Here is a 16,088-nt window from a genome sequence, read left to right as displayed (position 1 = left end):
CATATTTAAGATTATTTTGTAAGATTATATATGTTTTCAAATAACAAAAGAACATAGATATGACTAAAATAAAAAAATGTAAGATTATATGTTATAATTTTTCTTATGTGCAAATTTTAGAAAGTTGGAGGGACTTATGGAAGAAACAATTAGTTTAAAAGAGTTATTTTATATTTTAAAAAAACGTTTAGCAATGATCCTCGTAATCGCCTTTGGTGCAGCTATTGTAATTGCTGTCATTAGCTTCTTCTTCATGACACCAATCTACCAATCTTCAACGCAAATTCTTGTTAACCAGAAAAAGCAAGAGGGTGCAATGATTCAAGCTGGTGAAATTCAAACAAATATTCAATTAACGAACACATATAAGGTCATTATTAAAAGTCCAGTAGTCTTAGACCAAGTGAATGAAAAATTACATTTAAATATGACTGCACAAGCTTTAACAGAAAAGATTAATGTTGCAAACGAAAAAGACTCACAGGTCATTTCTGTTACAGCGGAGGATAAAGATCCGAAGTTAGCTCGTGATATTGCAAATGCAACAGCGGATGTATTTAAAGGTGAAGTTGCAAAAATTATGAATGTTGATAACGTAACTGTATTGTCAAAAGCAGAAGTTGCGGAAAATCAATCTCCAATTAAACCACGCCCGATGTTAAATGTCGCAATTGCTTTCGTTGTTGGATTAATGGCTGCAGTTGGTCTTGCATTCTTACTAGAATACTTAGATAACACAGTGAAAAAAGAAGAAGATGTAGAAAACTTACTTGGCTTACCGGTGTTAGGTATTGTAGCACGTATGGATGAAGAAACAGCAAACGTGAAATCACATGCTTCATCATCAAGAAAAGTGAGGGGACAGACAATTGGCTCTTAATAGTTTATTTAAAAAGAAACAAAATCATCGTCAACGTCGTCAATTAATTGCTCATCAACAACCGAAATCACCAATTTCAGAACAATATCGTAATATTCGAACGAATATCGAATTTGCATCTGTTGATACGAATTTACATTCGTTAATGGTAACGTCTGCTAACCCGAGTGAAGGGAAAACGACAACGACAGCGAATATGGCAGTTGTTTTCGCTCAACAAGGGAAGAAAGTATTATTAATTGATGCAGATATGCGTAAACCAGCGATGCATCAAATGTTCCAAGTTGATAATATTTTCGGATTAACGAATGTATTAACACATAGTGAACGGTTAGAGAAGTGTGTACAAACGACATTAGTTGATAATTTACAATTTTTAGCGTGTGGTCCAATCCCACCAAATCCGGCGGAATTGTTAGGTTCAAAATCGATGAAAGAACTTCTTGGGCAAGCATACAGCATGTACGACTTAGTTATTTTTGATATGCCGCCTATTTTAGCTGTTACCGACGCACAGATTATGGCGAATGTATGTGATGCTTCTATTCTTGTTGTTCGTAGTGAATCGACAGAGAAGGAAACTGCGGTAAAAGCAAAAGGATTGTTAGAATCGGCTAAAGGTAAACTGTTAGGCGTTGTCCTGAACGACCGTGAACGTGAACAAGGCTTATATTATTACTACGGTGCAAACTAATTAAAAAGTGAGATATGGCAAGGACATATCTCCTTTTTTCCTTTGAATATGAGATAACTCATATTCAAAGGAAAAAAGATTTTTATATGAGAGAGGGAGGATGAAACAAATGATTGATTTACATTGTCACATTTTACCTGGCATCGATGATGGTGCACAAACAGTAACAGATAGTCTGGCCATGGCACAAAAGGCTGTCCAAGAAGGAATACATACAATCGTCGCAACACCACACCATCAAAACGGGAAATATAAAAATGAACGTACTTCAATTATTCATCAAGTAAAACAACTAAATGATGAACTACAACAAAATGAAATTCCACTCAAAATTTTACCAGGACAAGAGGTCAGGTTATATGGTGATTTATTAGAAGACTATGAGGCTGGTAAAATCGTTACTTTAAATGAAACAAATAAATACATATTTATTGAATTTCCGTCTAATCACGTACCTCGTTATGCAGAACAACTATTATATGAAATACGTGTTAAAGGAATGATTCCAATTATTGTTCATCCGGAACGCAATGCCGAGTTAATCGAGCGGCCAGATAAGTTATACAATCTTGTAAGTAAAGGTGCATTAACACAAGTAACGGCAGGAAGTTTACTAGGAAAGTTCGGCAAAAAGATAAAAAAATTCTCACTACAACTCGTTGAACATAATTTAACGCATATGATCGCATCAGATGCACATAACACAACATCAAGAGGGTTTCATTTAGCAGAAAGCTATGAATTAATCGGAAAAGAATTCGGAATGAACGTTATGAGTGATTTAAAAGAAAATCCATATTTATTAATTAGCGGAAAAGCAATTTATAAAGAAGATCCAGAACTAATTCGTCGTAAAAAATTGTTCGGTATTTTCTAAATAAGGAATTGGTGATGTCTCCTAACCGTTATCAACGGGGGCACTCGGTCGTGCTGTGGGTAGAAATTTTTATTTCTTGCCTACCTTAGACGCTTGTCGTCGGGAGTATGATGTGAGGATTGGTTAGATGCCTATAATTTTATTTATGCCAGAAACTCTACCTATGGAGTTATAAAAATGACTCTATAGGTAGGGTTTTTGTTATTGTTACATATAGATAAAACGATATTTTTTGGGGGGACAAGATTTGAAAAAAGTAAGAAAAGCAATTATCCCAGCCGCTGGTCTTGGGACGAGGTTTTTACCAGCAACGAAGGCAATGCCGAAAGAAATGTTACCAATTGTCGATAAACCGACAATTCAATACATAGTTGAAGAAGCGATAGAATCAGGAATTGAAGACATTATTATTGTTACTGGAAAAGGAAAGCGTGCGATTGAAGATCATTTTGATCATTCTTTTGAGTTAGAACAAAACTTACTTGAAAAAGGAAAGCATGAAGTTCTTGAAAAAGTACAAGCTTCTTCAAAAATTAACATTCATTACATAAGACAAAAAGAACCAAAAGGTTTAGGGCATGCAGTATGGTGCGCACGTAAATTTGTTGGAAATGAGCCATTCGCGGTATTACTTGGCGATGATATTGTACAGGCTGAAATACCATGTTTACGACAGCTAATGAACGAGTGCGAGGCAACACATTCATCTGTCATTGGTGTACAAACGGTACCAGAAAATGAAACACATCGTTACGGAATTATTGATCCAATCACGCAAAATGGTCGTCAATATCAAGTACGTCAGTTTGTAGAAAAACCAGTACAAGGAACAGCACCATCCAACTTAGCAATTATGGGTCGTTACGTATTAACGCCAGAAATCTTTATGTTTCTTGAAAATCAACAAACAGGTGCTGGTGGGGAAATTCAGTTAACGGATGCAATACAACGATTAAATGAAATCCAACGAGTGTTTGCTTATGACTTTGAAGGAACTCGTTATGATGTTGGGGAGAAGTTTGGGTTTATTAAGACTACAATTGAGATGGCACTTCAACATGAAGAGCTGAAAGGTGAATTAATGAAGTATATGCATGAACTTGTAAAGAAAGAAAATGTATATGTATAAGGATGAAGCTAAAATTCATAGATACTAAAAAATTAGATACTATGTTGAGGATGGAAAAAATATGTAATTTAAGTGTGGAAATCAAATGTATAGGGAGAGAAAAAATTGAATAAAAATTCTTTAAGTGAGGAATCTTTAGTAGAGGATTTAGAACAGCCAAGTAGCTATTATCTTTTATGTAAAAGAGTGGTGGATGTTTTTGGAGCAATTATGGGCTTAATTGTATTTTCACCAATTTTTCTTATTATACCTTTTGCTTATATGCGAGGTGAGGCAAGAGGACCGGTCTTTTTTAAACAAATGCGAATTGGAAAGAATGGTAATAAGTTTTACATTAGAAAATTTCGCTCAATGGTAGTTGATGCAGAAAGTAAATTAAAAGCTAATGAAGTCTTATATAAAAAATATACTGAAAATAACTATAAGTTGGAGCCACATGAAGACCCAAGAATTACAAAAATAGGAAGGTTTTTAAGGGAAACTAGTTTAGACGAGCTACCTCAGTTAATAAATGTTTTAAAAGGGGAGATGAGTCTAGTAGGACCTAGGCCGGTTGTTGAGGAAGAACTTCGTGAATATGGAAATAAAGCACCGCATCTATTAGCGGTAAAACCAGGGGTTACTGGGTATTGGCAGGTTAGTGGCCGGAGCGGTGTAGGTTATCCAGAGAGAGTGGATTTGGAATTACACTATGTATATAATCAATCAATAGTTTTTGATTTTAGTATTATTTTGAAAACAATATATTTAGTCCTTTCTCGTAAAGGGGCATATTAAATATACAATCAAAAAGTATATGACTATTCATATATAGAAAATGAGGGCATAATATTGATTTCTAATTTGATTAATATAATTTTGATTGTCCTATTTATTTGCATAGGAATGTTGTTGTTTAAAAAAGATAAAAAACACTTTATTTTTTATCTTTTTATCTTTTTTATGCAATTATGGACGTTGGTATCTAATGCTTATATAGAAACTGGCATATATATAACAGAACAAGACAGATATAGTTATAGTAATAACTCTACTAAAATGTTGTTTTTATATAACGTAATATTCTTTTTGGGGATATATTTTGTTAATAAAGTAAGGTGGAATAATACAAGTTTTGTACATGGTAAAGAACTTGAACGTAATGGTGAAGTAGGTAATCTGAGCAAGCGTATATTATTATTACTGCTAACATGCATGATTGTGATTTCGTGTTCATTAGCGATAAATTCTTTGTTGACTAAATTTACATACGGAGACGCAATTAATAAGTTTAATTTTTGGGAGCATTCTATATTTCCGTTTCTATTAGTATTTCATAAACAGATGTATTTAATTGCTATAATTAGTGGAATAATTTTTACGGTATTTAAAAATAAAAAAAATTAGGCTTTTATCTGTAGTAAATGTTGTGGCACTAGTGATTAATTTAATAGTTCAGGGGCACAAGTTCACGACTATTGCTATTTTGATGATTAGTTTTTATATTCCTATTTATGTTAGAGGAGATACAATAAATAGGGTAAAAGTTTCTAAAAAATTAATAATGCAGCTTTTTATTCCTTTAATGGGACTAGCTTTATTTATCTTGCTTTCTATTAATGAGTATTCAAAAGATTTGGGATCAGCAAGAGCAGCGTGGGATCAGATTGTTTATAGGAGCTTGGGATTGCAAGGACATGTTTGGTGGGGGATTTATGACTTAACTACCTCATCATTATTTACAATAGATTATTATCAAAACTTTATCCAAGAGATTACCGAAATTGTTAATCCGACAGCTGAACATTTAACAGCTGGAATGAGGGAGCTAATGATAACTTTATCTCCTAGCCGCGCATATAGATTCATACAAGATAGTGTGAACTTTACTATGGGTTATCCAGCAATTATAATATACAGTTTTGGATTATATTTAGGAATGATTATTCAATTTGTTTTTGGTTGTGTTTACGGGAAATTAATAAAGAATTTCGAAAAAACCATACAGCAGAATTCAATACTGTTGAATATTATTCCTATTGCTATATATTCAAAGATATTCTTTAGTTCGTTTGATAGTTTTATCATGGGAAATATGTATGAATTTTTCAGTTTGAAAAATTTGATGCTAATAATAATTTTAATGATGTATAGAATTATTGTCAGAGTTATCAGGGTTTAAAGTTAGAAGAGTGAGGTAGAATTAATAGAAAGGATTCATATCTAATGAATAAAGAAGCTATTTTTATTTGTCAAACACCTTTGCACGTTTTATGTGCTTCAATAATAGCTAATAAAAAAAAGAAATGTATACAAGTAAAAAAATCATAATTACGGACCATAAAATCCATAACGGTGTGAAAGAAGCTATAGAATATTTTAAGTGGGATTCTGTAGAGTATTGTATAATTTCTAAAAATAAAACCAGTAAGCTAATACATGTTTTCTCTAGAGCAATAGCAAGCAAGTTTAAAAAGAAAAAGAAGAATTTGGATGTATATTGCGGGAATTTTTGGTCTGTTTATACTAAGTGTATGATGCTAAATTATAAAACTGAAAATTTATTTACATTTGATGATGGTATTTATAATTTGTTTCTGGAGTCCTCTTTGGATGAGCATATTACTAAGGAAAATTCTGTGATTAAAATAGTCGATAAACTTATGAATCTAGAGATTAGTTCATCTAAATTATTTTCTAAAATACAAAAACATTACAGTATATTTAATAAGGATTATTCTAAAGTTTATAAAGAGACTGATATTGTAGAAACTGATTTCCGGGAATTAGGTTTAAATTGTAATGCGGAGTTCAGGGATGAAATTTGGCTTTTGACTCAACCGTTTAACGAAGAAAACTTGATGACATATAAGCAAGAGTTGGATATATATAAATATATTATTGATGCAAATAAGTATTTGGGAAAGGAAATTAAGGTGAAATTACATCCAAGGAGTAATCCTGAAATTGTTAAAGATTTAAAATTAGATATTGTTGATTCAGCGGAACCTTTAGAGTTGTTATTATTAAAAAAACGTCCTAAGGTATTAATTGGGGTGAATTCAACAGCCTTAATTACTAGCAAATTGCTAGATGAAGAGATCTTATCCAAATCCTATTTTGTGGGGAGAAATGATAACCATAAGGTTCAATATTTTGAGAGTTATGATGTGGAGTGTTTTAATATAGATTTAAATTTGGAAGAAGGTTCATCTATATTTAACAAATAGTTGAGAAAAGGTATGTTTTATGAATAAGATATTAAGAGATTCGATGACAATGTTACTATCAACTTTGTTTACAGCAGGAGTTACTTTTGTAACAGATATTATTTCAAGAAATATATTAGGACCACAACAATATGGCCTTTGGTTAACGATTTCCATGGTTCTAGTTTATGGAACTATAATCCAATTTGGGGTTCTTAATGGTATGAACAGGGAAATTCCTAGACTATTAGGGAAGAATCAAATAGAAGAAGCCGAGCATATACGACAAGTGGTAAAAGGATGGATGTGTATTCCTTTTATTGTTAGTCTTTTATTAGTAATTTTTATTTTATGCCTTGATATTTCAGCCAATATGAAGGCTATACTGGGAACAATTTTTCTTTTGATACCTGTGCAGCAATTACTGGGTTATTATAGAATGATATTTCTGACAATAGATGATTTTAAAAAGATATCTCGAGTACAGATTATTACTACACCAGTACAAGCGATTTTTGGATGTATAATGGCATATTTTTTCGGGATATATGGACTGATAGCAGGTATATATATAGCTACTATTTTAGGGATGTATCTATTTAAGAGCAGCATAAAGAGGAAAATTTCGACTAAATGGGATTGGAATTTAATAAAATCGTTACTTAAATTTGGTGTGCCAATTATGTTAATTGGATTTTCATGGACCCTATTTACTACAGTAGATAGGATAATGATCTCAATGTTCTATGATAGTAAGGCTTTAGGTTATTATGGAATAGCATTGATGATGTTTCAAGTTCTTATGATGGCACCTCAGGTATTTTCGCAAGTTATGTATCCTAAAATAAGTTTTCTATATGGAAAAGAAGGACCTAGTGAAAAACTTGTAAATATGATAAATTTATTGCCATTAGTAATAGCAATATTTATCCCGTATATATTATGTATCATATATTATGGACTACCTTATTTTGTTGATATTGTCATGCCTCAATATATTCAGGGTGTTGAAGCTGCCCAAGCCCTTATATTTGGAGTGTATTTTATTAGTTTAGTAGGTACCTATGCGAACTTTTTAAATAGTTCTAATAACCATTGGAAATATCTTAAAATAATTATCACATCTATTTTTATAAATATAATAATGAATTATATTTTCATAAAATATGGTGGGGATATAACTTCAATTTCTATTGCTACTTCCATATCGAATTTTTGTTATTTGTTATTTCTTTCTTACAGCACTAATTCTATATTAGGGGTACCATTTAAGCTGTTCATAAGGAAATTTAGTGTATTAATATTACCATTTATCTTTTTACTTTTATGGATTAACATCTCTAAAACAATAGATGGTTATATAGTTACTAAAGTTTTTCTATTCATTATAGTATATAGTTTACCTATTAGTTACGTTGTTTTTAAGAGTAATATTTTAAAAAAATTAAATTTCAAATTTAAGAAAAGAATTAAGGATGGTAAAACAGAAAAATGAGCGGAGGCCTAATGCGGATGAATAAGCAGAAAGTTGTAGCTATTATACCAGCTCGAGGAGGATCAAAGGGAATTCCAAGGAAAAATATAAGATTATTAAACGGAAAACCTTTAATTTCATATGCTATTGAGGTGGCGAAAAAATCCAGTTTAATTGATAAAGTAGTTGTATCTACTGATGATGCTGAAATCAGTAATATTGCAAGGCAATATGGAGCGGAAGTACTGATGAGACCGGATAATATTTCTAATGATGAGGTTCCGCTTGATCCGGTAATTCATTATACCGTAGAAAAGTTGGAAGAGGATTTAGAGGAAAATTATGATATCGTGGTTACTATTCAACCAACTTCGCCACTATTAAGTTTAGTTACTCTTGAGAATGTAATACAAAAGATTATAAAGGAAAATTATGATACGGTGTTAACAGGTTTAGATGATAGACATTTATCCTGGAGATTAGAGGAAGATAAATTTATACCTAATTTTAAAGAACGTAAAAATAGGCAATATTTACCCGGTGAGTTTAGGGAGAGTGGAGCGGTATTTGCAACTAAAAGAAAGTATATAACGCCCACTAATAGAATGGGAGAAACTATCACCATTTATGTTGTAGGATCAGAAGAAAGTATAGATATAGACTCATATACTGACTGGTGGGTAGCTGAAAAGTTATTAAAACGAAAAAAAGTGGTAATTAGGGTAGATGGATATCGTGACATTGGGCTAGGGCATATTTATAGGACTCTTACTTTAGCTCATAATATATTTGATCATGAAGTAATCTTTTTAATGGATAAACAGTATAGTTTAGGAATCAATTTGATCGAGAAGCAAAACTTTAAGGTAGAACTTTTTGAACAAGAACCTCTAACTAAGATTAGAGAAATTTCACCAGATATTATAATTAATGATATCCTAGATACAAGCGCAGATTATATGTTAGAATTAAAAAATATGGGAATAAGGATTTATAATTTTGAGGATTTAGGGCTTGGCGCAGAGTATGCGGATGGGGTCTTTAATGCCTTATATCCTGGTAATGTCCCAGTTAAGTATTTTTATACAGGGGAAAATTATTATTGTGCGAGACCAGATTTTATTAACTCACCAACTAAAGCTATTAAAGAAAATGTGAACAAAGTATTAATTACCTTTGGAGGAACAGATCCCAATAATTTAACAAAAAAAACTTTGGATGCCATAGTCAATATGTCATCTGAATTTGAAATAACTATTGTATTGGGCCCGGGATATAAATACAAGGATGCTATCCTTAAAGATATAGACAACTATTCCAGGGTGATTAATGTGCATACCGAAATTAATAATATGGCAGAATTTATGTTAGATGCCGATGTGATTTTTTCATCAGCAGGAAGAACAATGTATGAAATTGCAATGATTGGTACTCCCGCTATAATAATTTCACAGAATTATAGAGAGTTGACACATTTATTTGGTCATAATTATAACGGCTTTATAAATTTAGGTATTCATCATGAAGCTAAAGAAGATATTATTCAACAATCTTTAGAAAGATTAATCAAAGATCAACAACTGCGTCAAATGATGAATAATAGAATGTTACAGCATGATTTAAAAAGAGGAATCGAGAGAGTACTATCTATAATTTTTAATTAAAAAGGAAAAGGGGACTAGAAGTTATGAAACTAGTTATTAACGACAAAGAAATTTTACGTGAGGGTCAGAACGTATACCTAATTGCAGAAGCTGGAGTAAACCACGGTGGTAACTTAGAGTTAGCCAAAAAAATGATCAAGGATGCTGCAGAGGCTGGATCAGATGCAATAAAATTCCAAACATATAAGGCTGAAAAATTAGCATCTAAGAATTCACCTGCATATTGGGATAGAAGTAAGGAAAAATCTTCATCACAATACGAATTATTCAAAAAATATGATGCTTTTTGGATAGAAGAATATAAGGAACTAGCACAGTATTGTAAAGAGTGTGGTATAGACTTTATGTCAACACCATTTGATAGTGAATCAGCAGAATTTTTAAATGAATTAATGCCAGCTTTTAAAATTGCGTCTGCAGATTTAACAAATCATCCGTTTTTGAAGCAGATTGCGGGATATGGAAAACCGGTTATTTTATCTACGGGTGCCTCTACATTGGCTGAAATATGCGAAGCGGTAGAGGTAATAGAAAATGAAGGAAATAATCAAATCGCGTTATTACATTGTGTCTTATCCTACCCAACGAAAGATGTAGATGCTCATCTAAACATGATTACTCATTTAAAAGAAGTATTCCCTAATTATGTAATTGGATATTCAGATCATACTGTACCAGATGCTGCAATGATGACATTGAATACATCAGTATTTTTAGGAGCAAAGATTGTCGAAAAACATTATACGTATGATAAAAGTTTAGAAGGTAATGATCATTACCATGCTATGAATGCTGAAGATATTAAAGTATTTAAAAATAATCTAAAAGTTTATAATGATGTTTTAGGTGAAAAAACGAAAAAACCAACAGAAGCTGAAAAGCAAGCTATTAAGTATGCAAGAAGAAGTTTGGTGGCTACATGTAATATTGAAGAGGGAACTGTAATTACTAGAGAGATGCTAACATGGAAGAGACCAGGAACGGGTATTTCTCCTAAATACTTAGAAACTATTATTGGATTGAAAGCCGCAAGAAATATTAAAGAAGATGATGTAATTACTTGGGAAATGCTATAGTTTAAGCGTTTAATAATGGAAGGAAGCAGGTACAAAGGTACCTGCTTTTTTATTTAAAAAAGTTGAAAGTAGGAGAATATATAATGCCTAGAGTTGCTGTTCTTATTCCTGTATATAATGACCAGGAAGGACTAAATCGGACTTTAAAATCATTAGAAAATGAGGTTGAGGAACGAGTAGACGTTGTTGTGGTTGATGATGGAAGCTCAATTCCGATGACAACCCATTCGAGAATATCTGTTCATAATATCAAGCTAATACGGGCAGAAAAGAATGTAGGGATTGAAGCGGCCCTAAATATGGGGGTAAAATATATTCAAGATGAAGGTTATGAATTTATAGCCAGAATTGATGCAGGAGATGAAATTCTGCAGAATAGGTTTTTTAAACAAACAAACTATTTTGAAGAAAATCCTGATGTAGTACTATTAGGGTCGCATGTAAAACATGTCAATAGAGAGGGAAAAGAGGTATTCACTGAATATGTTCCAACAACTGCTAAAGAGATAGAAAAAATGATGCATATGAATAGCTGTTTTCCTCATCCTTCTGTAATGTTTAAGACATGCATTTTAAAAGACATAGGTTTGTATAGTACGGAATATCCAGCTGCAGAGGACTACGAATTTTTCTTTAGAATCTCAAAAAAATTTAGTGTTAGTAACATAGATGAAGTTTTAATAAAGAAAGAAATAAATCCAAACAGTATATCCTTAAGTAAAAGGAAAGTTCAACTAAAAAGTAGGTTGAGAATTCAGTTAAACTATTTTAACCCTCTTTTGATAAAAAGTTATATTGGTGTTTTAAAGTCATTATTGTTGCTAATAGTACCTAATAAATTAGTTATGAAAATCAAAGCTGTTAAGAATTAGTGACAATGGCTAGGAGGTGAAAATACAAGGTGAAAACTAAGATAGTTTACATATGTGAATCAATAGGTGGAGGGGTACGCAAACACTTATTAGATATTCTTTTAAATATAGATTTGAAAAAGTATGAGATATCAGTGATTTATGGTGGAGAACGAATAGATGAGGTCTTTTTATCGACTAAATCTATGTTTGAAAAAAAAGGGGTTGTTTTTTTTCAGATTCAATCTATGAAAAGAGAGTTGTCCATCAAGAATGATATTTTATGCTTAAAGGAAATTAGGGGGATTTTGAAAAAAATTAGACCTGATATAGTACATTGTCATAGCTCAAAAGCAGGGGCGGTAGGGAGAATTGCAGCAAAAACATGTAATATAAAAAAAATATTTTATACACCGCATGCATATATTTCCCAAAATCCATTTATTTCGAAAAAAAAGGGAGTTTTATTTTTATGGATTGAGAAAATTTTGGGGATTATAAGCTCTAAAAATATACATGTATCAAAAGGAGAAGAACTATTCGCACTAGAAAAAAATATTATTAATAAAGAAAAATCTACTGTTATTTACAATGGAATTGAAGTACCGGTAGAGAATTTAAAGGCGAAGAATTTAAATGATCATATAACTATAGGGACCATAGCGAGAATGGATTATCAAAAGAATCCATGGATGTTCATAAAAGTTGCAGAAAAGTTGGTTGAAAATCCAAAGTATGATATAAGATTTATTTATATTGGTGATGGTGAATATTATGAGGAAGTTTTAGCTTATGTAAAAGAGAAAGGTCTTCAGGAGAAAATTATTTTAAAAGGGTTTCACCCAAACCCCATTGAAGAATTAGTACATTTTGATATTTTCTTTTCTACATCTTTATATGAGGGTCTACCATATTCGTTAATTGAAGCACTTGCATATGGTAAGCCAATAGTAGCAAGTGATGTTATAGGAAATAATGAGTTGGTATTTAATAATTATAATGGACATTTATTTGATATTAATAATATAGAACAAGCTATTCAGGGATTTATAAAAATGTTAGAAAATCCTAGTATTAGAGAGAGTTATTCGATTAATAGTTATCAGTTATTTGAGGAATATTTCCAAATTGATTTAATGGTAAAATCACTAGAAAATTTATATAACTCTGAAAAATGATGGTATAGCTATTAAAAAATTACACAGTAAAGTTTATTTACTGTATAATAATAGATTGAATCGCTTGAAAAATTAGGCGTTAATTTAATTTAAGAGAAGGTATAAAATATGAAAAAGAAAATTATGCTTTGTATTCTTGGAATAGTTGTTGTTTTGGTTATTGGTGGGGGGATATATGCTTATAATATTTATTCGTCAGTTACAGATACTTTAAGCTCAGTACACAAACCATTGGATCGAGATAAATCAGATAAGCGTAATGAAAAAGTTGATATTTCGGATCAAAAACCTATTTCAATTTTAATGATGGGTATTGATGAAAGAGAGGCAGACCAAGGGCGTTCTGACTCATTGATGCTTTTTACATTAAATCCTCAAAAAAAATCTATGAAAATAATAAGCATTCCTCGGGATTCGTATACTGAAATTATTGGTAAAGGGAAAAAGGATAAAATTAACCACGCTTATGCGTTTGGTGGTATTAATATGGCTGTGAAAACAGTAGAAAATTTCTTGGATATTCCAATTGATCATTATATTGAAGTCAATATGGAAGGATTTAAGGATATTGTAGATGCTGTAGGTGGAATAGAAGTTAATAATGATATGGAATTTAAATATGGAGAGCATTTCAATAAAGGAGAAATCCATTTAAATGGAGATCAAGCCTTATTATATTCTAGAATGAGATATAATGATCCACGTGGTGACTTCGGCCGTCAAATGCGCCAACGTCAAGTTATCCAAGCTGTAATTAAAAAAGGTGCAAGCGTATCTTCTCTAGCAAGCTACGGTGACGTATTAAAAGCAATTGAGAAAAACGTAAAAACAAGTTTAACCCAAGATCAAATGTTTGATATGCAAAAGAACTATAAAGATTGCATACAGAACAGTGAGGAAATCCAAATCCAAGGTGATGGCCACAAAGCCGCTGATGGTATTTGGTACTACTATGTTCCAGATGCAGCAAAACAAGATTTAACGAATAAGTTAAGAGCACATCTTGAAGTAACTAAGTAATATGTAATGACCCAACTCCTTTGGAAGGAGTTGGGTTTATTTATGCGTAGATTTATATTAGTATTATATATTGTGAGATTAATAGATGAGGTGAATCGATGAATAAGAAAGCAGTACTTGTCCTATTTATTTTTGTATTGTTTATTGCTTCGGTTGTGAGCGGTAAATTATACTGGAATAAAAAAATTGCGAATGCAACAGGACAAACGAGTGAAGTAACGAAAACAAAGGATGAAGTGAAAGATAGCGGAGCGAAGAAGGAAGAGAAAAAAGAAGAGAAAAAACAAGATGCAAAGGCATCTTTTAATGAAGCATACGCGAAGAACTTACCTGATGCAGTGAAAGAGAAGTTGAAGAAAGCTGCTGCGGATAAAAAGGCAGTAAATCTTGTTATTGTTGGTGATGAAGCTTCTTCATCTGAAAAAGATGCTTGGGTAGCTAAGTTCACTACTAATTTAGAGGCTTCTTATGGTAAAGGTTTATGGAATGTGACGGTAAAGGAATATAAGGGTGAAAGTACAGAAGAGTTAATAGCGAATAAACGCGATAAAGAGATTGCGAAAGACAATCCGGATGTAATTTTATTTGAACCACCATTTATTACCGACAACGGAAAAACTGGTAATGGAAATTCTGTAGCGAGTACACAGAAGTTTGTGCAAGCACTTTCTACTAGTGCAAAAGGCGCTACAATTATGATTCAACCATCAAACCCAGTGTATGGTGCGAAGAATTATCCGAAAGCGATTGAAGCATTAAAACAATTTGCGACGCAAAATGGTTATACATATGTTGATCATTGGGGAGCATGGCCTGATGCAACAACGAAAGAAATTTTACCGTACTTACAAACAGAGTTCGGTTTCCCAAGTGCTAAAGGGCATGAAGTTTGGGCGCAATATGTAACGGATTATTTTGTAGCTAAGTAATGAAGGGTATATAAAAGGTATACGAGTAATCGTATACCTTTTATATTAGTAAAATAATTAAGAAATCGTAGTAAATATGTGGGAGGAAAACAATGAACTCAATCTTAATCTGCGGCGGAGCTGGCTATATCGGTTCTCATGCTGTTAAAAAACTAGTGGATGAAGGTTTATCGGTAGTAGTAGTAGATAACTTACAAACTGGTCATGAAGATGCAATTACGGAAGGTGCGAAGTTTTATAATGGTGACCTTCGTGATAAAGGATTTTTAAGAGATGTTTTTAAACAAGAAAATATCGAGGCGGTTATGCATTTTGCGGCTGATTCTTTAGTTGGAGTTAGTATGGAGAAGCCTCTTCAGTATTATAATAATAATGTGTATGGTGCACTTTGCTTGCTAGAATTAATGGGCGAGTTTAAAGTAGATAAGTTTATTTTCTCCTCTACTGCGGCGACTTATGGTGAGGTAGATGTAAATCTTATTACTGAGGAAACGAAGACAAATCCGACGAATACATACGGAGAGACGAAGTTAGCAATCGAAAAGATGCTTCATTGGTATAGCCAAGCTTCAAATTTACGCTATAAGATTTTCAGATACTTTAATGTGGCTGGTGCAACTCCAAGTGGTATTATTGGGGAAGATCACCGTCCAGAGACACATTTAATTCCGCTTGTTTTACAAGTGGCGTTAGGTCAACGTGAGAAGATTATGATGTTCGGTGATGATTATAATACACCAGATGGTACTTGTATCCGTGATTATATTCATGTTGAAGATTTAGTGGCAGCTCATTTCTTAGGACTTAAAGACCTACAAAATGGTGGGGAAAGTGATTTCTACAACTTAGGAAATGGTAATGGCTTTAGTGTAAAAGAAATCGTTGATGCAGTTCGTGAAGTTACGAATCATGAGATTCCCGCTGAGATAGCGCCACGTCGTGCAGGAGATCCAGCACGCTTAGTAGCTTCTTCTCAAAAGGCGAAAGAGAAGTTAGGATGGAATCCTGAGTATGTAAATGTGCAGACAATTATCGAGCATGCGTGGGATTGGCATCAGAAGAAACCTAATGGGTATGAGAAATAAGTTTAATAAATGAGAGAGGGTATCGTCGACAAAATATGTTCGA

General features: G+C 32.4%; 15 protein-coding genes. All 15 read left to right on the top strand.

What is annotated here, in order from left to right:
- Positions 1–136: 136 nt before the first annotated feature.
- The 15 genes from JFU23_RS14440 to galE all read left to right on the top strand — a co-directional run bounded on the left by JFU23_RS14440 (position 137) and on the right by galE (position 16,045).
- On the top strand, positions 137–880 hold the full coding sequence (locus tag JFU23_RS14440) for a YveK family protein (RefSeq protein ID WP_137057545.1): 744 nt from the start codon (positions 137–139) through the stop codon (positions 878–880).
- On the top strand, positions 870–1,574 hold the full coding sequence (locus JFU23_RS14435; protein WP_201032159.1) for a CpsD/CapB family tyrosine-protein kinase: 705 nt from the start codon (positions 870–872) through the stop codon (positions 1,572–1,574). The genes JFU23_RS14440 and JFU23_RS14435 overlap by 11 nt, the downstream gene beginning before the upstream one ends.
- A 109-nt stretch (positions 1,575–1,683) precedes the next feature.
- Positions 1,684–2,451, top strand: coding sequence for a tyrosine-protein phosphatase (locus JFU23_RS14430; protein ID WP_201032158.1), 768 nt, complete (start codon positions 1,684–1,686; stop codon positions 2,449–2,451).
- 247 nt (positions 2,452–2,698) lie between these two features.
- The gene (galU, locus tag JFU23_RS14425; RefSeq protein ID WP_201032157.1) at positions 2,699–3,580 is read left to right on the top strand and encodes a UTP--glucose-1-phosphate uridylyltransferase GalU; all 882 of its coding nucleotides are present in this window, start codon (positions 2,699–2,701) and stop codon (positions 3,578–3,580) included.
- Between the two features lie 105 nt (positions 3,581–3,685).
- Positions 3,686–4,357 (top strand): sugar transferase, encoded by a 672-nt coding sequence (locus tag JFU23_RS14420; protein ID WP_098777498.1) that lies wholly within the window; start codon positions 3,686–3,688, stop codon positions 4,355–4,357.
- Positions 4,358–4,988: 631 nt separating this feature from the next.
- Positions 4,989–5,741 carry a DUF6418 domain-containing protein gene (locus JFU23_RS31065; RefSeq protein ID WP_307838464.1) on the top strand — a complete coding sequence of 251 codons (753 nt, stop codon included), beginning with the start codon at positions 4,989–4,991 and terminating at the stop codon, positions 5,739–5,741.
- Between the two features lie 175 nt (positions 5,742–5,916).
- Positions 5,917–6,789: a glycosyltransferase family 52 gene (locus tag JFU23_RS14410; protein WP_307838465.1), complete on the top strand. Its 873-nt coding sequence runs from the start codon at positions 5,917–5,919 to the stop codon at positions 6,787–6,789.
- Positions 6,790–6,808: 19 nt separating this feature from the next.
- Positions 6,809–8,263, top strand: coding sequence for an oligosaccharide flippase family protein (locus JFU23_RS14405; protein ID WP_201032156.1), 1,455 nt, complete (start codon positions 6,809–6,811; stop codon positions 8,261–8,263).
- Between the two features lie 17 nt (positions 8,264–8,280).
- Positions 8,281–9,906, top strand: a complete 1,626-nt coding sequence (locus JFU23_RS14400) for a cytidylyltransferase domain-containing protein (protein ID WP_201032155.1) — start codon at positions 8,281–8,283, stop codon at positions 9,904–9,906.
- Between the two features lie 23 nt (positions 9,907–9,929).
- A complete protein-coding gene (locus tag JFU23_RS14395) occupies positions 9,930–10,982 on the top strand; it encodes an N-acetylneuraminate synthase family protein (RefSeq protein WP_098777501.1) in 1,053 nt (350 codons plus the stop codon).
- Between the two features lie 83 nt (positions 10,983–11,065).
- Positions 11,066–11,854, top strand: a complete 789-nt coding sequence (locus JFU23_RS14390; RefSeq protein ID WP_201032154.1) for a glycosyltransferase — start codon at positions 11,066–11,068, stop codon at positions 11,852–11,854.
- 29 nt (positions 11,855–11,883) lie between these two features.
- Positions 11,884–13,011: a glycosyltransferase gene (locus JFU23_RS14385; RefSeq protein WP_098777503.1), complete on the top strand. Its 1,128-nt coding sequence runs from the start codon at positions 11,884–11,886 to the stop codon at positions 13,009–13,011.
- A gap of 108 nt (positions 13,012–13,119) precedes the next feature.
- On the top strand, positions 13,120–14,031 hold the full coding sequence (gene tagU / locus JFU23_RS14380) for a polyisoprenyl-teichoic acid--peptidoglycan teichoic acid transferase TagU (protein WP_201032153.1): 912 nt from the start codon (positions 13,120–13,122) through the stop codon (positions 14,029–14,031).
- A gap of 98 nt (positions 14,032–14,129) precedes the next feature.
- Entirely contained in the window at positions 14,130–14,960 is an 831-nt protein-coding gene (locus tag JFU23_RS14375) for an SGNH/GDSL hydrolase family protein (protein ID WP_201032152.1), read from the top strand.
- Positions 14,961–15,052: 92 nt separating this feature from the next.
- Entirely contained in the window at positions 15,053–16,045 is a 993-nt protein-coding gene (gene galE / locus JFU23_RS14370; RefSeq protein WP_201032151.1) for a UDP-glucose 4-epimerase GalE, read from the top strand.
- Positions 16,046–16,088 lie beyond the last annotated feature (43 nt).

It is taken from the genome of Bacillus sp. TH50, assembly GCF_016650565.1.
Taxonomy (GTDB): Bacteria; Bacillota; Bacilli; order Bacillales; family Bacillaceae_G; genus Bacillus_A; species Bacillus_A mycoides.
This window is presented reverse-complemented; position numbering and strand designations above follow the sequence as displayed.